The sequence below is a fragment of the Variovorax sp. P5_A3 genome (assembly GCF_056400665.1).
The window spans coordinates 32,755-48,617 of record NZ_JBFUKW010000024.1 but is presented as its reverse complement, the minus strand read 5'-3'; the positions used below and the strand labels follow the sequence as shown (position 1 = coordinate 48,617).

The 15,863-nt window shown below is 62.7% G+C and carries 20 protein-coding genes and 2 pseudogenes; 13 read left to right on the top strand and 9 right to left on the bottom strand.

Annotated elements, in window-relative coordinates:
• The first annotated feature begins 49 nt into the window (after positions 1 to 49).
• From AC1D3B_RS28220 to AC1D3B_RS28205, 4 genes are all read left to right on the top strand, one after another.
• Positions 50 to 1,930 (top strand): TRAP transporter large permease, encoded by a 1,881-nt coding sequence (locus AC1D3B_RS28220; protein WP_478193975.1) that lies wholly within the window; start codon positions 50 to 52, stop codon positions 1,928 to 1,930.
• Between the two features lie 39 nt (positions 1,931 to 1,969).
• A complete protein-coding gene (locus tag AC1D3B_RS28215; protein WP_478193974.1) occupies positions 1,970 to 2,812 on the top strand; it encodes a transketolase in 843 nt (280 codons plus the stop codon).
• Positions 2,809 to 3,807 (top strand): transketolase family protein, encoded by a 999-nt coding sequence (locus tag AC1D3B_RS28210; protein WP_478193973.1) that lies wholly within the window; start codon positions 2,809 to 2,811, stop codon positions 3,805 to 3,807. Before AC1D3B_RS28215 ends, AC1D3B_RS28210 begins: the two co-directional genes overlap by 4 nt.
• Before the next feature lie 387 nt (positions 3,808 to 4,194).
• On the top strand, positions 4,195 to 5,151 hold the full coding sequence (locus AC1D3B_RS28205; RefSeq protein ID WP_478193972.1) for an AEC family transporter: 957 nt from the start codon (positions 4,195 to 4,197) through the stop codon (positions 5,149 to 5,151).
• Positions 5,152 to 5,275: 124 nt separating this feature from the next.
• Here the strand turns inward: AC1D3B_RS28205 and AC1D3B_RS28200 are convergent, their stop codons facing one another.
• Positions 5,276 to 5,545: a helix-turn-helix domain-containing protein gene (locus tag AC1D3B_RS28200; RefSeq protein WP_478193971.1), complete on the bottom strand. Its 270-nt coding sequence runs from the start codon at positions 5,543 to 5,545 to the stop codon at positions 5,276 to 5,278.
• 28 nt (positions 5,546 to 5,573) lie between these two features.
• On the opposite strand from AC1D3B_RS28200, the gene AC1D3B_RS28195 reads away from it, so the two are divergent.
• Together AC1D3B_RS28195 and AC1D3B_RS28190 are read left to right on the top strand one after the other, a co-directional pair.
• Positions 5,574 to 5,846, top strand: a complete 273-nt coding sequence (locus tag AC1D3B_RS28195; protein WP_478193970.1) for a GIY-YIG nuclease family protein — start codon at positions 5,574 to 5,576, stop codon at positions 5,844 to 5,846.
• A gap of 39 nt (positions 5,847 to 5,885) precedes the next feature.
• Positions 5,886 to 6,152 carry a phospholipase D-like domain-containing protein gene (locus tag AC1D3B_RS28190; protein ID WP_478194016.1) on the top strand — a complete coding sequence of 89 codons (267 nt, stop codon included), beginning with the start codon at positions 5,886 to 5,888 and terminating at the stop codon, positions 6,150 to 6,152.
• Here AC1D3B_RS28190 and AC1D3B_RS28185 read toward each other — a convergent pair.
• Positions 6,122 to 6,745 carry a hypothetical protein gene (locus AC1D3B_RS28185; RefSeq protein ID WP_478193969.1) on the bottom strand — a complete coding sequence of 208 codons (624 nt, stop codon included), beginning with the start codon at positions 6,743 to 6,745 and terminating at the stop codon, positions 6,122 to 6,124. The genes AC1D3B_RS28190 and AC1D3B_RS28185 overlap by 31 nt on opposite strands.
• A gap of 493 nt (positions 6,746 to 7,238) precedes the next feature.
• On the bottom strand, positions 7,239 to 7,952 hold the full coding sequence (locus AC1D3B_RS28180; protein WP_478194015.1) for an autoinducer binding domain-containing protein: 714 nt from the start codon (positions 7,950 to 7,952) through the stop codon (positions 7,239 to 7,241).
• 301 nt (positions 7,953 to 8,253) lie between these two features.
• Between AC1D3B_RS28180 and AC1D3B_RS28175 the strand changes: the two genes are divergently transcribed.
• Positions 8,254 to 8,646 (top strand): DUF4902 domain-containing protein, encoded by a 393-nt coding sequence (locus tag AC1D3B_RS28175; RefSeq protein WP_478193968.1) that lies wholly within the window; start codon positions 8,254 to 8,256, stop codon positions 8,644 to 8,646.
• 32 nt (positions 8,647 to 8,678) lie between these two features.
• Complete coding sequence (locus AC1D3B_RS28170; protein WP_478193967.1) at positions 8,679 to 9,314, top strand: acyl-homoserine-lactone synthase; 636 nt, start codon at positions 8,679 to 8,681, stop codon at positions 9,312 to 9,314.
• Positions 9,315 to 9,381: 67 nt separating this feature from the next.
• Here AC1D3B_RS28170 and AC1D3B_RS28165 read toward each other — a convergent pair whose 3' ends face one another.
• A complete protein-coding gene (locus AC1D3B_RS28165; RefSeq protein WP_478193966.1) occupies positions 9,382 to 9,753 on the bottom strand; it encodes an antibiotic biosynthesis monooxygenase family protein in 372 nt (123 codons plus the stop codon).
• A 107-nt stretch (positions 9,754 to 9,860) separates the two neighbouring features.
• On the opposite strand from AC1D3B_RS28165, the gene AC1D3B_RS28160 reads away from it, so the two are divergent.
• From AC1D3B_RS28160 to AC1D3B_RS28150, 3 genes are all read left to right on the top strand, one after another.
• On the top strand, positions 9,861 to 10,262 hold the full coding sequence (locus AC1D3B_RS28160) for a LysR substrate-binding domain-containing protein (protein ID WP_478193965.1): 402 nt from the start codon (positions 9,861 to 9,863) through the stop codon (positions 10,260 to 10,262).
• Positions 10,263 to 10,343: 81 nt separating this feature from the next.
• Positions 10,344 to 10,688 (top strand): hypothetical protein, encoded by a 345-nt coding sequence (locus AC1D3B_RS28155; protein ID WP_478193964.1) that lies wholly within the window; start codon positions 10,344 to 10,346, stop codon positions 10,686 to 10,688.
• A 186-nt stretch (positions 10,689 to 10,874) separates the two neighbouring features.
• Positions 10,875 to 12,368 (top strand): DUF1254 domain-containing protein, encoded by a 1,494-nt coding sequence (locus tag AC1D3B_RS28150; protein WP_478193963.1) that lies wholly within the window; start codon positions 10,875 to 10,877, stop codon positions 12,366 to 12,368.
• 283 nt (positions 12,369 to 12,651) lie between these two features.
• On the opposite strand, the gene AC1D3B_RS28145 is transcribed toward AC1D3B_RS28150, so the two are convergent.
• The gene (locus AC1D3B_RS28145) at positions 12,652 to 12,996 is read right to left on the bottom strand and encodes a hypothetical protein (protein WP_478193962.1); all 345 of its coding nucleotides are present in this window, start codon (positions 12,994 to 12,996) and stop codon (positions 12,652 to 12,654) included.
• On the opposite strand from AC1D3B_RS28145, the gene AC1D3B_RS28140 reads away from it, so the two are divergent.
• A complete protein-coding gene (locus tag AC1D3B_RS28140) occupies positions 12,989 to 13,267 on the top strand; it encodes an autotransporter domain-containing protein (RefSeq protein ID WP_478193961.1) in 279 nt (92 codons plus the stop codon). The two genes, AC1D3B_RS28145 and AC1D3B_RS28140, sit on opposite strands and share 8 nt — an antisense overlap.
• Before the next feature lie 28 nt (positions 13,268 to 13,295).
• Here the strand turns inward: AC1D3B_RS28140 and AC1D3B_RS28135 are convergent.
• Together AC1D3B_RS28135 and AC1D3B_RS28130 are read right to left on the bottom strand one after the other, a co-directional pair.
• Positions 13,296 to 13,615, bottom strand: a pseudogene (locus AC1D3B_RS28135) (alpha/beta hydrolase); the annotation flags it as partial.
• A gap of 204 nt (positions 13,616 to 13,819) precedes the next feature.
• The gene (locus AC1D3B_RS28130; protein WP_478193960.1) at positions 13,820 to 14,203 is read right to left on the bottom strand and encodes a hypothetical protein; all 384 of its coding nucleotides are present in this window, start codon (positions 14,201 to 14,203) and stop codon (positions 13,820 to 13,822) included.
• Between the two features lie 16 nt (positions 14,204 to 14,219).
• Between AC1D3B_RS28130 and AC1D3B_RS28125 the strand changes: the two are divergent.
• Positions 14,220 to 14,447, top strand: a pseudogene (locus AC1D3B_RS28125) (helix-turn-helix domain-containing protein); the annotation flags it as partial.
• A 24-nt stretch (positions 14,448 to 14,471) separates the two neighbouring features.
• On the opposite strand, the gene AC1D3B_RS28120 reads toward AC1D3B_RS28125, so the two are convergent.
• A complete protein-coding gene (locus tag AC1D3B_RS28120) occupies positions 14,472 to 15,479 on the bottom strand; it encodes a Dyp-type peroxidase (protein WP_478193959.1) in 1,008 nt (335 codons plus the stop codon).
• Positions 15,476 to 15,640 carry a hypothetical protein gene (locus AC1D3B_RS28115; protein ID WP_478193958.1) on the bottom strand — a complete coding sequence of 55 codons (165 nt, stop codon included), beginning with the start codon at positions 15,638 to 15,640 and terminating at the stop codon, positions 15,476 to 15,478. The genes AC1D3B_RS28120 and AC1D3B_RS28115 overlap by 4 nt, the downstream gene beginning before the upstream one ends.
• Between the last annotated feature and the right edge of the window lie 223 nt (positions 15,641 to 15,863).

Sequence of the window (15,863 nt, the reverse complement as noted above, 5' to 3'; positions counted from 1 at the left end):
CGCGCCTTGTTGCGCAGGCCCGCGGCCACCGTTCGCCCGAAGGAAAGCCATGAACATTACAAGTGAAGAGCTTGAAGCGGCGAGCGCCGTGGGCCGGCGCGAGCCGATCGCCTGGCTGGAGACTCTGAACAGGGTGCTTGGCACGCTGATCGAAATCCCGGCCGCACTGCTGGTGCTCGCCGAGGTCGTCGTCCTGCTGGCGGGGGTGACGAGCCGCTACGTCCTTCACGAGCCGCTCGTATGGTCCGACGAACTGGCATCGATCCTGTTCCTGTGGCTGGCGATGCTGGGGTCGATCGTTGCCTTCCAGCGCGGCGAACACATGCGCATGACGGCGATCGTCGGCAAGCTCGAACCCCGAAAACGCGCCTTCCTGGACCTGATCGCCATCGCTGCAGCGATTGCCTTCCTCGCATTCGTGGTTCATCCTGCCTACGAGTTTGCGCAAGACGAGGTCTATGTCACGACGCCGGCAATGGGCATCGTGAACTCCTGGCGGGCTTCAGCGCTGCCGATCGGCCTCGGGCTGATGTTGCTGGTCGGCGTCATTCAGATGTTCCGCATCGCCAGGCTGAAGGACGCCTTCCTCGCATTGGCCCTGGTCGCCCTCGTCATCGGAGGGATGGCGCTGGCAGGGCCGCTGTTCACGAAGCTCGGCAACTGGAATCTGCTGCTCTTCTTCGTGGTCGGCGTTGGCACCCTCGTGCTGCTTGGCGTGCCGATCGCGTTCTCGTTCGGACTGGCGACCTTCGGCTACATCGCGCTGACCACCACGACGCCTACGGTCGTCGTCGTCGGCCGCATGGACGAAGGCATGAGTCACCTGATCCTGCTTGCCGTTCCTCTGTTCGTGCTGCTGGGTCTGCTTATCGAAATGACCGGCATTGCCCGCGCCATGGTCAACTTCCTGGCCAACCTGCTGGGACACGTGCGCGGTGGTCTCTCCTACGTCCTGATCGGGGCGATGTACCTGGTCTCGGGAATCTCGGGCTCCAAGGCTGCCGACATGGCGGCCGTCGCACCGGCCCTGTTCCCGGAGATGCGCAAGCGGGGCGCAAAGCCCGGCGATCTCGTGGCCTTGCTTTCCGCAACTGGGGCGCAGACCGAGACGATTCCGCCGTCATTGGTGTTGATCACGATCGGGTCCGCGACGGGCGTCTCGATTGCAGCCTTGTTCACCGGTGGTCTGCTGCCCGGGGTCGTCGTGGGGGCAACGCTGGCCGCGCTCGTGTGGTGGCGCTATCGTGGCGAAGACCTGAAGGGCGTGCGAAAGGCTTCCGGTCGCGACATAGGCAAGTCGTTCCTGATCTCGATCCCGGCGCTTGCGCTTCCGGTCGTGATCCGCGCAGCGGTGGTTGAAGGCGTCGCCACGGCGACCGAGGTGTCGACCATCGGCATCGTCTACGCGGTGCTTGCCGGCCTTCTCGTCTACCGCCAGTTCGATTGGAAGCGCGTCTATCCGATGCTGGTCAGCACGGCATCGCTCTCCGGCTCGATCCTGTTCATCATCGGTGCCGCCACCGGCATGGCCTGGGCACTGACCCAGTCCGGCTTCTCGACCGCACTGGCTGACGCAATGAAGGCGCTGCCAGGCGGCGCGATCACCTTCATGGCGGTGTCGGTGGTGGCCTTCATCATCCTCGGGTCGGTGCTCGAAGGCATCCCTGCCATCGTGCTGCTGGGACCACTGCTGTTTCCCATTGCCCGCCAGGTCGGAATCCACGAAGTGCACTACGCGATGGTCGTGACCCTTGCGATGGGCATCGGCCTCTTCGCGCCGCCCTTCGGCGTCGGCTACTACGCGGCGTGCGCCATCAGCCGGATCCATCCGAACGAGGGCATGAGGCCGATCGTGGGCTACATGGTCGCCCTGTTCCTCGGAACGGTTCTCGTGGCGGCAATCCCCTGGATATCCGTCGGCTTCCTCTGACCTTTTCACTTTTAACTCAACGCTAGCAAGGAGATTCTCATGTCTGACGTATCGTCGCTTCAACAAAGCGCCTACCGCATTCGCCGCTACGCACTGCAGATGGGCGAAGTTCAGGGTCAGGGCTACATCGGCCAGGCGCTCGGCTGGGCCGACGTCCTGGCGGTCGCCTACAAGCACGCCATGACCTACAAGCCCGAGGACCCGGAGTGGGAAGGCCGTGACCGCTTCCTGCTCTCGCACGGCCACTACGCGATCGCTGCCTATGCCGCGCTGATCGAAGCCGGGATCATTCCGGAAGAAGAGCTGGAAACCTACGGCAGCGACGACAGCCGCCTGCCGATGTCGGGGATGGTCACCTATACGCCCGGCATGGAAATGTCCGGCGGTTCGCTCGGCCAGGGTCTTCCCATCGCGGTCGGCATGGCGCTCGGTCTGCGCCTGAAGAACAACCCGGCCTTCGTCTACAACTCGATGTCCGACGGCGAGCTGGACGAAGGCTCGACCTGGGAGGCTGCAATGGGTGCCGCCCACCACCGCCTTACGAACCTGATCTGCCTGGTCGACATCAACAACCAGCAGGCCGATGGTCCGTCCGGAAAGATCATGGGCTTCGAGCCCCTCGCCGACAAATGGGCGGCGTTCGGCTGGCACGTGCAGCGTGTCGACGGCAATGACATGCCCGCGGTCCTGGCAGCCTTCGATACGGCCCGCGCGCTCAAGGAAGAGAAGCCACGCGTCATCCTCTTCGATACCTTGATGGGCAAGGGCGTGCCCTTTCTCGAAAGCCGCGACAAGAACCACTTCATCCGCGTCGAGCCACCGGAATGGCAGGAAGCCATCGCCCATACCGACCGCACACAAACCGAAGGAGCTGCATCATGAGTGCCACCATTGAAAAGAAGCCGCGTCTGAAGACCTCGGCGATGATTGCTTCCATCGCTGGCGAGGGCCAGCGCGTCAAGGCGGCGCCCTTCGGCAAAGCCATGGTCGATCTGGGCCGCAATCGCCCCGAGGTCGTCGGCATGACGGCCGACCTTGCCAAGTACACCGACCTTCACCTGTTCGCGAACGAGTATCCCGAACGCTTCTTTCAGATGGGCATGGCCGAGCAGTTGCTGATGGCGGCCGCCGGCGGCATGGCCAAGGAAGGATTCATTCCCTTCGCGACGACCTATGCCGTCTTCGGCACGCGCCGGGCCTTCGACTTCGTGCACCAGGTGATTGCCGAGGAGAACCTCAACGTCAAGATCTGCTGCGCGCTGCCGGGCCTCACCACCGGCTATGGGCCAAGCCACCAGGCGACGGAGGACCTGGCGTTGATGCGTGGCATTCCCGGCCTGACGATCATCGATCCGTGCGACGCGCTCGATGTCGAACAGGCCGTGCCCCAGATGGCCGATCACCAGGGCCCCGTCTACATGCGGCTGCCGCGCGGCAACGTGCCGATGGTGCTGGACGAGTACGACTACAAATTCGAACTCGGCAGGGCCAAGCTGATTCGCGACGGCAAGAGCGTGCTGGTGATCTCCAGCGGCTTCATGACGATGCGCTCGCTGGAGGTTGCACAACAACTGCAGGCCGACGGCATCGATGTCGCGGTGCTGCACGTTCCGACCATCAAGCCGCTCGACGAGGCGACGATCCTGGCCGAGGTCCGGCGGATGGGAAGGCTCGTCGTGGTGGCGGAGAACCACTCGGTGATCGGCGGCCTGGGCGAGGCGGTGGCGACGCTCCTGATGCGCTCGGGCGTCACGACGACGTTCCGCCAGATCGGCTTGCCGGATGCGTTCCTGGACGCGGGCGCGCTGCCGACACTGCACGACCGCTACGGTATCTCCACCCAGATGATGGGCCAGCAAATCAAAAGCTGGGTCTAGGGCCTGGACACGCGCCACCGCGGCTTCAAACACCTACTGGATCCAGACATCATGAGTACCAAGACAAAAGTGGGGTTCATCGGTCTCGGCGCCGTGGGCCGCGGCGCCGTCAGCAGCTCCAGACGTTTGGCACCCGCGTGCACTACCTCGGCCCGGCGGGCTCCGGTGCGCAGATGAAGGTGCTCAACCAGCTGTTGTGTGGCTCCGCCGTCACGACACACTGCGAATTGACCGCGAGGACCCCATAGCAAAACCAGCGCACGAGCCTGCGGATTCGTTGACCCCCTCGGCCCGGCACGGATCTGCCGGGGCCCTTGGCACGCTCAGTGCTTTTAAAGAATCTTTGCGCGTCGAAATCCGTCACGACGGACAGGCGACGCTGACTCGATGCTGCAAACACTGGCCATCACAGGCCCCATCTACCTCGTCATTGCGCTCGGCTTTCTGGCTGGGCGCGCCGGCACCTTCAGCAAGATGGACATGCGCGTGCTCGGCACGTACGTTGTCAAGTTTGCGCTCCCCGCGCTGGTGTTCACGGCGCTGTCCCAACGCCCGGTCAGTGAGGTCATGAACGGCCGCTATGTGCTCGGCTATGCCGTCGGTTCGCTCGCCGTGATGATGGCCGCCTTTGGTTGGGCGTGGCGCTGGCAGGGCAAGAGCTTTACGCTGAGTGCGCTGTGCGGGCTCGGTTGCTCAAGTTCGAACAGCGGCTTTATCGGCTACCCCATCGCCATACTGGCCGCCGGACCCTCTTCTGCCGCGGTCGGTCTGGCAATGTGCATGCTGGTCGAGAACTTGCTGATGATTCCGCTCACGCTGGTGATGGCGGACGGCGGACGCGTGGGCTCAGGCAAGTGGCATCGCATCCTCGTGCAGTCGCTCGTCCAACTCTCCCGGAACCCGGTCATCCTGGCGATCGCCGGTGGCCTGGCTGTTTCGCTGATCGGAATCCCGATCACTGGCGTGCTGGCTCGCACGATCAACATGCTGGCCATGTCCTCGGCGGCCGTGTCCCTCTTCGTGATCGGAGGCACACTGATCGGATTGAAAACCAAGGGCATGCGGCGGGACGTGACCACCATCGCCTTGGGCAAGCTCTTGCTGCATCCCCTGGCGGTGGGACTGATGATGTGGCTGGTGCCGCCGAACGACCCAACGTTGCGGGCCGCGGCCGTGGTCTTTGCTGCCACACCGATGCTCAGCATCTATCCCATCCTGGCCCAGAAGTACGGATTTGAGGAAATGTGTGCGGCAGCCCTGTTGCTGGCAACCGTTTTGTCGTTTCTGACAATCAGCGTCGCGTTGTGGTTGCTGGGTCCGGTTCTCGGATGGGCAGCGCAATGAAATGGAATTTCGAGGCTTCAGCTCACCTTTTTCTTCGAGACCACGCGTGCAGATCTATCGCATGAAGTCTGCGCGCCAGGTGGACTCGGCGCTGCGCATGAAGAGCACGGCCAGCTGGCGCAACTCAGGTTGCGATCTGAGCGCCAGCTCGAAGCTGCAACGTTGTGCCGATGCCGTAGAGCGCAAGCATGCCAAGGACGTGCCCGATTGCAACGCCCGGTTCACCTGACTCAATTCTGGCGATCGTCTGGACGTGAACTCCGAGTCGAGCGGCCGCAGTGGCTTGGCCGTCACCGGCATTGGTCCGGGCCAGCTTGGCGGCCGCGCCCATCTCTTTTATTGCCAGAAGGGCGTTGCTATCGATGTCTGCAGAAATGCGCTTGCCTTGGGCCATCCGCCGATTGTCGCTTCACAATCGACCCGTGCTTCGAATCCCCGGTGACCCCACCCCCTACTGGCTCTACCTCCTTGAATGCGAGGGCGGCGTGTACTACGCCGGGATCGCGCTCGACGTGGAACAGCGGTTCTTTCAGCATGTCTTCGGGCAGGGCGCTAAGTTCACGCGCGCGCGGCCCCCGCTGCGGGTGCTTGCAGCTCGTGAATATCCCAGCAAAGGAGATGCATTGCGGGCGGAGCTTCGTCTCAAGGCACTGCCGCGCGCGCGGAAGCTTGCCTTCTTCGAGGCCAAGGCGTAGTCATCCCGAGGGCCAGTAGGGCCAGCACCAACGCAAGCGATCGACTCGCCGGGCCGCATCCACAGCAAGGGAATCATCGTGGACGGGAAAACAGTGCTGGTGAGCAGCACCAACTGGTCGGGCGACGGCGTCCTGCGCAACCGCGATGCGGGTCTGATCATCCACAACGAGGAAGTCGCGCAGTATTACCTCCAGGTCTTTCTCGACGACTGGGATCCGCGCGCATGGGCGTGCCGGTGCGATTCGCCAATGCTCAGTGAAGAAGCTTCCCAGAGTCACAGCGCGCCGCATAGCGCAAAGGCATAGGCGGCGTCCTGCGCAGCAACAAAGCCCGGCTGTGCGGGAAGCCTGAGGTCCGAGGTGGACGCAGGCGTCGGCACGGGGGACGGATCGTTCGAGAACCGCCTGAAAACGCCTTCTCGCCTCGAGGTGGCTGAAACCGCCCTGGATGAGGGTTTGACGGTGATTTCCTTGATGCGCTTTTTGTCGTGACGAACGATGGCTTGTCGATCGCCGTCGACGATGCAAAGGGTGCCCCGCTCCGTCTCCAGGACGTCGCGAAACTGATCCCACACCATGGGGACGGATGGCTTGATGCCAGCAAGTTCGCACCCGGTCCGACGCGCGAAGGCGGCAAGCTCTTCGGGCAGCTCGATCGGAACACAGGAAACGAGTTGGCCGTTGTCGTCCGAGGGCGTTGAGAAGTAGAAGGCCGCTTGCGCTGCGTCCTGGCCGAAGAGTTGCTCGAAACGCGCGCGGGCGTAGGCATCACGCAGGCCTCGATCGATGAGCGCTGGCGACCACGGAAGGACGAAGTACTGCACTTCACTCGCTCCGATGATCCACGTGAGCGCTCGACCTGGGGGGCCCTGCCCGATCCAGGCGGCCAGTGCGGCCATCGCGGGCTCCCGCTCTCCAGCGTCGAAGCCAAAGTGCGCCTTTCGGGTGATCAGCGGTCTGAGCCACAGGCGCCTCACTTCGCACGCGATCAATGTCCCTGGCGCAAGGTGGACGCGAATTTCGGCGCTTCCAAAGAGTGGCGTCATGGGCGACCTGTGCTCTGTTCAAGCGTTGCCTCTTGCCGCGCCCCAAGCGCTTCGCGAGTCTTCACGCAAGTCCTTGTCCGGGCATACAGCTCGCGACCGACGCCGCCGGAAGATGGCGGTTGCTGGCGCATGAGATGGCGAGACACAGCCGCAGCACCTGACCGCTTGGGGCGTAACGCGACAAGATTCATGACCTCGATTGGAGGCGAGCGCGCGTCCCGGGATAACTAGCAATATTGGTAGGTTGGGAGAGAAAACCGCATCGCGCCAGACCGCTCTGTGAGAAAGTAGCGCTGCCGGCCCAGCCTCAGGGTCGGATGGCTGGACTGGGAGAGTGCCGGCGCGATCAGTTCAGCAGGCCTGCCATGAGGGCCTGTACGACGGCGGCCGTCTTGTTGGCCGCCTTCATTTTTTGAACCGCGTTCTTGATATGAAAGTTGACCGTCGGGATGGAGATGGAGAGGATGTCGCCAATCTCCGCGGCCGTCTTGCCGTCGGCACTCCATTTGAGCACCTCGATTTCGCGCGGCGTGAGCGCGACCTCGGGCTGCACTGCGTACTTGGGCTTCAGCAATCGCGAGAGCGACAGATGGGCCGCCTGGACGAGCCACCGCATCTCGTTCTCCTTCGTCTCGAGTTCGCCCACGCTCAGTGCCTCGCCCGATCGGGACAGCGTCAGCATTCCTCCGACTCCAAAGCCGTCCAGGCTCGACTGGGCCCAGCCGACCCGCAATCCCTGCTCTTTGGCCTCGGCCCACAGTTGCGGGGTCGACGCAAACACAGCATCGGTCCACAGCAGCGGCCGCTGACTGAGGCTGCCGTGCCTGACGCTCGGGTCGATGGCGAGGTAGCCGGCCTTCTGGTACCTCTCCTGCCACATTTTGGGGTAGTTGTTGAGCGTGATGACTTTCGGGTTGGATACGGGCACCGCAAGCCGAAGGCCGTACGCGCAGTGCTCGAATCCCAGTTCGCGGGCCGCAGCCAGCAACGCCTCGAAGACGACGTCTTCGCTGTGGGCCCGGTCGAGGGCCGTCAGCAGATTTTCATTGAACGCACGCATGGGGCTGGGCACGGGTGGAAGCTTGACATGAAGTCCCTCGGTCGCACGGAAATTGAGCGCGGGGCGAGTGGCAGCCATGCGAGCTGCCATGCCTCATCGGCCAGCCGCCAATCTAGCCGAAACAGACAGAGACCGGTGTTGCGTGCGCGGTGGGAGGGCCCGAAAGCAGAGCCGTTCGTGCGATTCGCCGCAATTCGGTGCTCGGCGTTCGGACGCCCTTACCTGATGGCCCGACCGGCCGTGCAAGCTCATTCCAGGCGCCGGGCGTGGACTCGACCGGTGCAACCCAGGAGCCAATTAAATGAACCTATCCTTACCTGATGGTCTGCTTCGAATCCCGCGCGCAGATCTCGACCGCCTGCACCTGACCCATCTGGTGTCCGGTCTCGACGACGACACGAGCGGCGAGGCGCCCTCATGTGGAGCGAGCATTGCGATATCAGGCTATACGGAGTGGATCTGCCCGCAGCAGCCTCGTCTGAGCCTCGGATGGGATTGGCATCTCGAAGACGCCGCATCGCCCCTCCTCCGGGTCCGCCGACTCGGCCTGCCACGCACCAACGTCCTGTTGCTCGGCCGCGATCGTTGCGCGTTGCCGTGGAACGAGAGCCTGCAGGTTCTGGCCAGCTTCATCGACGGCTTCGACTGGAACACGCCGGCCTTTCGGGCGGTGTGCGAGCGCTACGCCGCCTGACCTCTCAAAAATGATAGTTTCGCCAGCGCGTCATGGAGGCTGAAATCGTCCCGATTTACAACCGGGAACAATCTATGGCAATGGAAATTTTGGCTGGAAAGCCGGGCGCGATGGCGCAACGCATGCTCGAAGACGTCGCACGCTACCGCCACAAGGTGTTCGTCGAGACACTTGGCTGGGATCTCGTGACCGAGGATGGCCAGGAACGAGACCAGTTCGACCGCGAGGACACGCTCTATCTGGCCGCTCGCGACGGCAATCAGAACATCGTGGGCACCGCGAGGCTGCTTCCAACGGATCGACCCTATCTGCTCGGGGACATTTTCCCCCAACTGCTCGGCGGCGAGCCTGTTCCGTGTGATCCCAGAATCTGGGAGCTTTCTCGATTTGCCGCGGTGGACTTCGCGGCCACACAGGGCAGCGCACTTCACCAGTTTTCTTCCCCGGTGGCGGTTGCGTTGCTGGAAGAGGCATTGACGATTGCGCGTCGCAACGGCGTGGAGCGCATCATCACCGTCTCGCCGCTCGGCGTCGAGCGGCTGTTGCGCCGCGAAGGTTTCCGCGCACATCGCGCTGGCCCACCCATGATCGTGGGTGGGCACCCGATCTTTGCATGCTGGATCGAGGTGAATGAGCCGGCACCGAGAGCTGAACTCGAATCCGACTAGACCGGCTCGCTTCCCGTGGATCTTGAAACCGCCGTGATCGAGAAACGCCGAAGCTGTGGTGACATTGTTAGTGGTGGCCCGATGGCTGAACCAGCGGCCTCCACTCAGGAGGCATCATGCCCATGGCGTTCCGATCAGTCACTTCATAGTGAAGCACGGTCGGCTCGCGGTCGAGAAGCTTGCCGCGATCGGCTGGATCGATAGTTGACTTCAGAATGTCATCGCCGATGTGCGCGCGAATGTGTGCGAACGAATTCCAGACCGATAGAAATGTGACCTGTGTGCTTCCGTCGCCAAGATCCCTGAACAACGCGACGGCGCGCTGACAGCCTGGGACGGCCCTGTACTCTTTGAGCTTGGTTCGCTCCAGATGCTCGCGGCATTCTTCGCGTAAAGCCGTAAGTATCCAGAACGTCCAAGCCCGAAGGATCATGCTCATTGAAGGTTTGCTGTCGACAACAGGAATGCCGTTGCCGGACGGCAGGACACTCGCCCTGACGCCGACAGGCGAATTATCTCGCGCTTCATGCTCGTTTATTTTGCTTTTTGGCTGCACCCCTCGCGGGGCTGGACCGGCCGCTCAAGCTCGCCGACCTGGCGCCCTACCCTGGCGCCATGCTGCAGCGCGGCTTCGGCGTGCGCCAGCACATCGAGGCAGCCGAGATCAGCGAGGGCGTGCGCCTGCAGACGACGCTCACCACCACCTCATTCAACGCCATCGGCCACTTCGTGGTGGCGGGACTGGGCTATGCGTTGAGTACCCGCATGTCGCTGCCGCCGCATGTGAACAGCAAACGCGTGGTGGCGCTGCCGATGAAGAACCCGCTGCTGTCGCAGGGGCGCGTGGAAGTGGTGTCGCGCCACGGGCGCCTGCTTTCGCCGGCCGCGACCACGCTGCTGCGCGAGATCGTGAGGGACATCGCGCGTCCGGCCGGGCTGAACGGCTGACGGACGCGCCGACCGGGCCGCCCGGCCGATGCTATTTCGCCTGCAGCAGCTTCTGCAGATTGGCCAAGTGCTTGTTGTGCAATGAATAACTGGCTCGGCGATTGGAGGAACTTCGGTAGCTACTGCCCGAAAGGGAAGGTGCGCGCAAATGCCTTTGTCGGTATTCTGGTCGCCAGCCTTTACCAGGAGCAATCTTTGAAGTGCAGATACTTACTGGCTGCGACGTCAGCTTTGGGGATGATGGCCCTGCTGCCGTTGCATGCCTCGGCGAGCGCGTGCGTCAAGGGCGTCTATCGCGCGGGCTGTTCCGGCCCGAACGGCGCGATCGTGGTCAAGAAGCCCCCGCCACCGAGGGTCACCTGCGTCAATGGCGTTTACCGCGCGGGCTGCGCCGGGCCCAGCGGCGCTGCAGTCGTCCGCAAGTAGCAAATGGAATCGGCGATGCGGCCTCAGCGAACCTGGACTTCTTCTTTTTGACGAAGTGCCGTCACAACCCACAAGCGTCTGCTCCTAAACCAGCCGTTAAAGATCATCAATTGGGTGGCGTCAGGAAGCATTGACCAGCACTGGCAATCCAAACGGCCAACCGATCTACAAAGGACTCGAAAAGTTATGAAACAGCTGCTGTTTGGCATGGTGATCGCCGCGGCCTTAGCCACGACGGCTTCCGCACAGCCCTACAAGATGACGACACCTATCGCGCCGGGCGTCGCCGTGCCGAACAAGATCGAATCCTCGATCGGGACGCTGAACCTCGACTACGGCTACCCGTCGGCCGAAACCGTCGACAAGATCTACGACAACCTGGACCGTTCGCGCGCCCTTCAGGCCTATCTGCTCGCGATCCCGATCGTCAATCAGGCCGGCATGCGCGAATCGCTGCGAAAGTTCGGCCCCGATAACCAGACCAACGTGATCTGGGAAGGCCTGATGGATTCGAAGACCGTCGCCCTGACCGGCAACGACAACACGATCTACAACTTCATGTGGGTCGACACGCGCAAGGGTCCGGTGGTGGCAGAGATTCCGCCCAAGGTGCTCGGGACGGTCGATGACTTCTGGTACAAGTGGGTGGGCGACATCGGCATCACCGGGGCCGACAAGGGCGAGGGCGGCAAGTACCTCCTGTTGCCGCCCGGATTCAAGGGCGACATACCAGCCGGGTATCACGTCTTGCGGCCGAGCACCTTCGGCAGCTACTTCGTCTTTCGCTCTTTCCTCGTAGATGGCTCCACCCAACCTGCGGTCGAATCGGCCAAGAAGAACCTGCGCCTCTATCCCCTGGCCGAAGCCGCCAACCCGCCGCAGATGAAGTTCGTCAATGCGTCCGGGCTTCCTGCGAACTTCGTCTCGCCGGGCGACTACTCGTTCTGGAACCTGTTGAACCAAGTCATCCAGGAAGAGCCGGCGGAGGGTTCTGATCCCACCACCTTGGGCCTATTCGCCTCGATCGGCATCGTCAAGGGCAAGCCCTTTGCGCCCGATGAGCGGATGAAGAAGATCCTCACCGACGCCGCCAACATCGGCGCGGTGACGGCACGCACGATCGCCTTCAAGATTCGCCCGAAGGATGCGTATTTCTATCCGGACAGTGCGTGGCGCCTGCCGTTCCTGGGCGGCTACAAGTTCGAGTCGGCGCCCGGTGTCAGCAACCTGGACGGTGCCGTCTTCTTCTACTACTTCGCCATCGCCGTGACGCCGGCGATGGAGGAAAAGATGGTGGGCCGTGGGTCGCAGTACCCCTGGTCGGTCCAGGATGCGAAGGGCAATCCGTTGGATGGCGGCAAGAACTACAAGCTGCGCCTGCCGCCCAACGTCCCGGTCAAGGATTTCTGGTCGGTCATCGTCTACGACAACCAGACCCGCTCGATGGTGCAAACCGACCAGAAGGCCCCGAGCGTCAGCAGCCAGAGCAAGGGCGTCAAGACCAATGCGGACGGCTCGGTGGATGTCTACTTCGGCCCCAAGGCCCCATCGGGAATGGAGAACAACTGGGTGCAGACGATTCCAGGCAAGGGCTGGTTCATGCTCCTGCGCCTCTACGGTCCGCTGGAACCGTGGTTCAACAAGACCTGGCGGCCGGGCGAGATCGAGCTGCAACCCTGATCGACTCCGGCACGACGCTGGTCTGAAACTCAATGGCGGCCCTGAACGGGCCGCCGTTTTGCTTTAAACAGAGAGCACTGGCGCATGTGTCGATTGCGGCTTGGTCAATTGATTTTGCTCGCGGGATGTCGCCAAGCCGGACGGACCTCTCGAAACACAAACCGGAGGAGGTGCGATCGTGGGAGAGGCCCAACTGAATCCAGGAGACCGTGTAGTAAGCAGTCGACAAGGCTCCGCTCACAACTGCCTCGGCCAGCGTCACCGAGCTGCGTACGTCTCGTCCTCAATTCAGGCGCGAACTTGTTGCGCGCGGGAAGTTGTCCCACTGGTCCATATCGATCAAAAAGCCCCCAGTGCCAGCAAGCGTCAGTTGACCGGCATTGAGGACATAACCGCTTGTATTGAAGGCCGTGTTCCCTACGCTGATCGGCGCGGTAAGGGTTAAGGTCCCGGCGCTCCCGCCGAAAACGGCATCGTTGGGCGGCGTCGTGTTGCTCCAGGCAATAGTGCCGCCGTTCCAGTTCGACGTGGTGGTATTCCAGTTGCCGGAACCGCCGTTAGCGCCGCCCGGCGCCCAGGTCAGGACCCCGGCGTGACTAGCGTTAAGTAACGGGAGGGCCGTGCTCACGAGCGCCGGACGGCTGCAGCCCTATGGGCGCCTGAACCTGTACCACGCCAGTTTCGGCGATGACGCGGCCACCTTCATCGGACCGGCGGGAGCGACCGTCATCGCGAGCGCAGGCGGCTACAGCGCCGCCGAAGTGGCTGCCGGCGCGACCCTGGCGCTGACACCGGCGACGAGCCTCTACGGGGAAATCGGTCACCTGTGGGACATCGGCGGCGATGCCAGCGTGAAGTCCTCCGTGCAGGCTTCGCTCGGCATCAAGGTGCGCTGGTAGGGCGGTGCCGGCGGCGTCCCTGCTGCGCTCACAAAGTCTTCGCGTAGAACGCCGTCAGCTTGCCCATCGCGGCATCCACATACTTCGGAACCCAGTAGCTTTCGATGTGCGTGGCGCCATCGATCCTGAACAGTTCCTTGTCCTTGATGCCGGAGGCTCTGACGAACGCATCCTCGCTCATGTACAGGCTGTCGGCCTGCTGCCGGCGATCATCAGCAGCGGCCTGTCGATCAGCTCGATCCGGTCGGTGGCATCCCAGCGCATCAGGTCCAGCAGGCTGCTGGTGGTGTACCTGAAGGTCGAGCCGGGATGCGAGTGCGTCTTCCAGTAGTACGCGTAGCCCTGTCGCGGCGGCACGGGTGAAACTGCCCTCACGGGTCACGTGGATGAAGGAGAGCAAGTCGCCGTAGCCGTCTCCGGGCATTTTTGAATCCAGCTCAAGTCTGAGCGTCGATTGCCCAGCATCAATCAAGTGTTGCGTCGTACATCGGAGATCGACATGTAGACGCATGCTGTCATTCGAGGTGTCGATGCTGAACAGCCAGCGCTACTTCAGCGAGCGGCTGCCAAACGATCGTGTTCGCAGAGAAGCCGCCCGGTACAGCCAAGCTCCTCCCGCGTTGTAGCGCTGCCGCAGCCCTGCGCGGCGATGGCGCCTGTGTGCGAAGCCCGAGGCTTGTCGAGCGCATCCGGATTGGCCTTCAACTGCACGGCCAGATCGCGCAACTCGGCAAGTCGATCCTCATTGGGCTCGGGATAAGTCAGGCGCCAATCTACGATCAGCTGCGAAACAGACGGGCTACGCAACGATTCGAGCCCGGTCAGCAACAGAGCCTGTTCGCCGGTACGCCGACCTTGGAGCTGCATGCTTCGATAGTCCTCCAGTCCCATCAGGCATATGCCCAGCAAGCCAAAACCAATGGCCATCTTCAGCATGGCTTTTTCCTCAAGATTGGCGATGGAGCCGCGAACATTGCGGCGCAGGCTGGAAGCGCAGGGCACCTCGTATCGGGAGATCCTTGCCGGCGTGCGCCAGGGCCTGGCCATCGAGTATCTGCGCAAGACGCGCATGACCACCGAGGACATCGCCAGCCGGCTCGGCTACAGCGATGCCGCAAACTTCCGGCACGCCTTCCTGCGCTGGACCGGCAAGACGCCGCACGAGTACCGCCGCGGCTGAAGCGCGCTGGGGGCGCGTCCTTCTTCAACGCGATGGCGTGCCAGATGCTTGAGCCGTCGCAAACTTTTTCTGCGCAGCCTGGGCAACCGCTTGCAACGTCGGACGCGCTGGCGCGAAGAATGTGGTGCCCGTGTGCGGCGTCGAGAAATCCAGCAGCCGATCGTACGCGCCCGGGGGATCGCCGATGTACATGCGTTGCAGCATTTTCTCGATGACCCAGAGGTATCGCGAATAGCCGATGAAATAGGTGCCGAATTCGCGCTGTCCGGGCCGGCCAAACGGCATGTTGTCGCGCAGGATGTCGTGTTCGTTGCCGTCGCCATCCACGATCGTGGCCAGCGACTTGTGAGACTTGCGTGGCGCGTCGTCGTCGTCGATTTCGATGTTGTCTATCTTCGTGCGACCGATGATCTCCTCCTGGAGAGGCGTCGGGGTCTGCGCCCACGCGCTCAGATCATGCAGATACTTCTGGACGACGACATAGCTGCCTCCCGCGAACTCCGCGTCCTCATTGCCGACCAGTGCCGAGGCCGGTAGATCGAGGCCGGTGGGGTTGGCGGTGCCGTCAACAAAGCCCAGAAGGTCGCGTGCATCAAAATAGCGAAAGCCCGACACTTCATCGACGACGCTCACGCTGGCACCGAGAGTGTCGAGCAAGATGCGCTCGAATTCGAAGCACACATCGGGACGTTCGGATCGGATATGAAAAAGAAGATCGCCCGGCGTCGCGGGGGCTGCGTGAACCGCGCCCTGGATCGGTGAAAACGGCTTCAGCTCCTGCGGGCGCTTGTCGACATGGAGACGATCCCAGAGATCACGGCCGATGCCGACGATGCATGACAGCTTGGCAGAAAGATCACGAAACCCGACAGTCTTGACGAGATCGTCAAGACTGTCGAGCGCCGAGCAAATGTTGACGAGAGCGGCCTGCTCGTTGGCGACGGTGACCACAAGAAAGACGGCGGCTCGCGACAAGGGCGCGTCGACACTTTGCGCGTCGATCGGCACTCTGTCCCAGCTTTTTTCCGTCATTCGAGATGCCCTCCATTGATGTGCGCAGGCCATCGGGCACTTCCACGCATCCGTGTCGAAGTCTCCTCGAAGGCGGTCTCGGGGTTGGCGTGGATGTCGCGGCGCCAGTCGATCATGTTCTGGCGGATGTCGTCGAAAAAAATCTCGGATTGGCGGTACATGGTGTCTTCTCGCAATCGTGGGTCAATGGAAGAACTCGACGATGAGGGTAGCACCGACGATGCGCCGCCTTCGCGAAGTCGAGCAATGTCGCCGTCGCATCCTGCTCGGCCTTTCGGCGTAGCCCGAATTAGGGATGCATCGCACGATTCGATATGGGATAAATCCTCCGGCAATGCCAGCCGTGCGCCGAGGGCGCCGTGGCCCGCGTTGGACGTTCCACAT

Excerpts from the sequence above, each read along its gene's own strand:
- AC1D3B_RS28215 (WP_478193974.1), top strand. The coding sequence starts at position 1,970 with ATGTCTGACGTATCGTCGCTTCAACAAAGCGCCTACCGCATTCGCCGC.
- AC1D3B_RS28120 (WP_478193959.1), bottom strand. The coding sequence starts at position 15,479 with ATGACGGAAAAAAGCTGGGACAGAGTGCCGATCGACGCGCAAAGTGTC.
- AC1D3B_RS28115 (WP_478193958.1), bottom strand. The coding sequence starts at position 15,640 with ATGTACCGCCAATCCGAGATTTTTTTCGACGACATCCGCCAGAACATG.
- AC1D3B_RS28150 (WP_478193963.1), top strand. The coding sequence starts at position 10,875 with ATGAAACAGCTGCTGTTTGGCATGGTGATCGCCGCGGCCTTAGCCACG.
- AC1D3B_RS28205 (WP_478193972.1), top strand. The coding sequence starts at position 4,195 with ATGCTGCAAACACTGGCCATCACAGGCCCCATCTACCTCGTCATTGCG.
- AC1D3B_RS28185 (WP_478193969.1), bottom strand. The coding sequence starts at position 6,745 with ATGGCCGCACTGGCCGCCTGGATCGGGCAGGGCCCCCCAGGTCGAGCG.
- AC1D3B_RS28210 (WP_478193973.1), top strand. The coding sequence starts at position 2,809 with ATGAGTGCCACCATTGAAAAGAAGCCGCGTCTGAAGACCTCGGCGATG.
- AC1D3B_RS28220 (WP_478193975.1), top strand. The coding sequence starts at position 50 with ATGAACATTACAAGTGAAGAGCTTGAAGCGGCGAGCGCCGTGGGCCGG.
- AC1D3B_RS28155 (WP_478193964.1), top strand. The coding sequence starts at position 10,344 with ATGAATAACTGGCTCGGCGATTGGAGGAACTTCGGTAGCTACTGCCCG.
- AC1D3B_RS28200 (WP_478193971.1), bottom strand. The coding sequence starts at position 5,545 with ATGGCCCAAGGCAAGCGCATTTCTGCAGACATCGATAGCAACGCCCTT.
- AC1D3B_RS28130 (WP_478193960.1), bottom strand. The coding sequence starts at position 14,203 with ATGCTGAAGATGGCCATTGGTTTTGGCTTGCTGGGCATATGCCTGATG.
- AC1D3B_RS28165 (WP_478193966.1), bottom strand. The coding sequence starts at position 9,753 with ATGAGCATGATCCTTCGGGCTTGGACGTTCTGGATACTTACGGCTTTA.
- AC1D3B_RS28170 (WP_478193967.1), top strand. The coding sequence starts at position 8,679 with ATGGAGGCTGAAATCGTCCCGATTTACAACCGGGAACAATCTATGGCA.
- AC1D3B_RS28180 (WP_478194015.1), bottom strand. The coding sequence starts at position 7,952 with ATGCGTGCGTTCAATGAAAATCTGCTGACGGCCCTCGACCGGGCCCAC.
- AC1D3B_RS28175 (WP_478193968.1), top strand. The coding sequence starts at position 8,254 with ATGAACCTATCCTTACCTGATGGTCTGCTTCGAATCCCGCGCGCAGAT.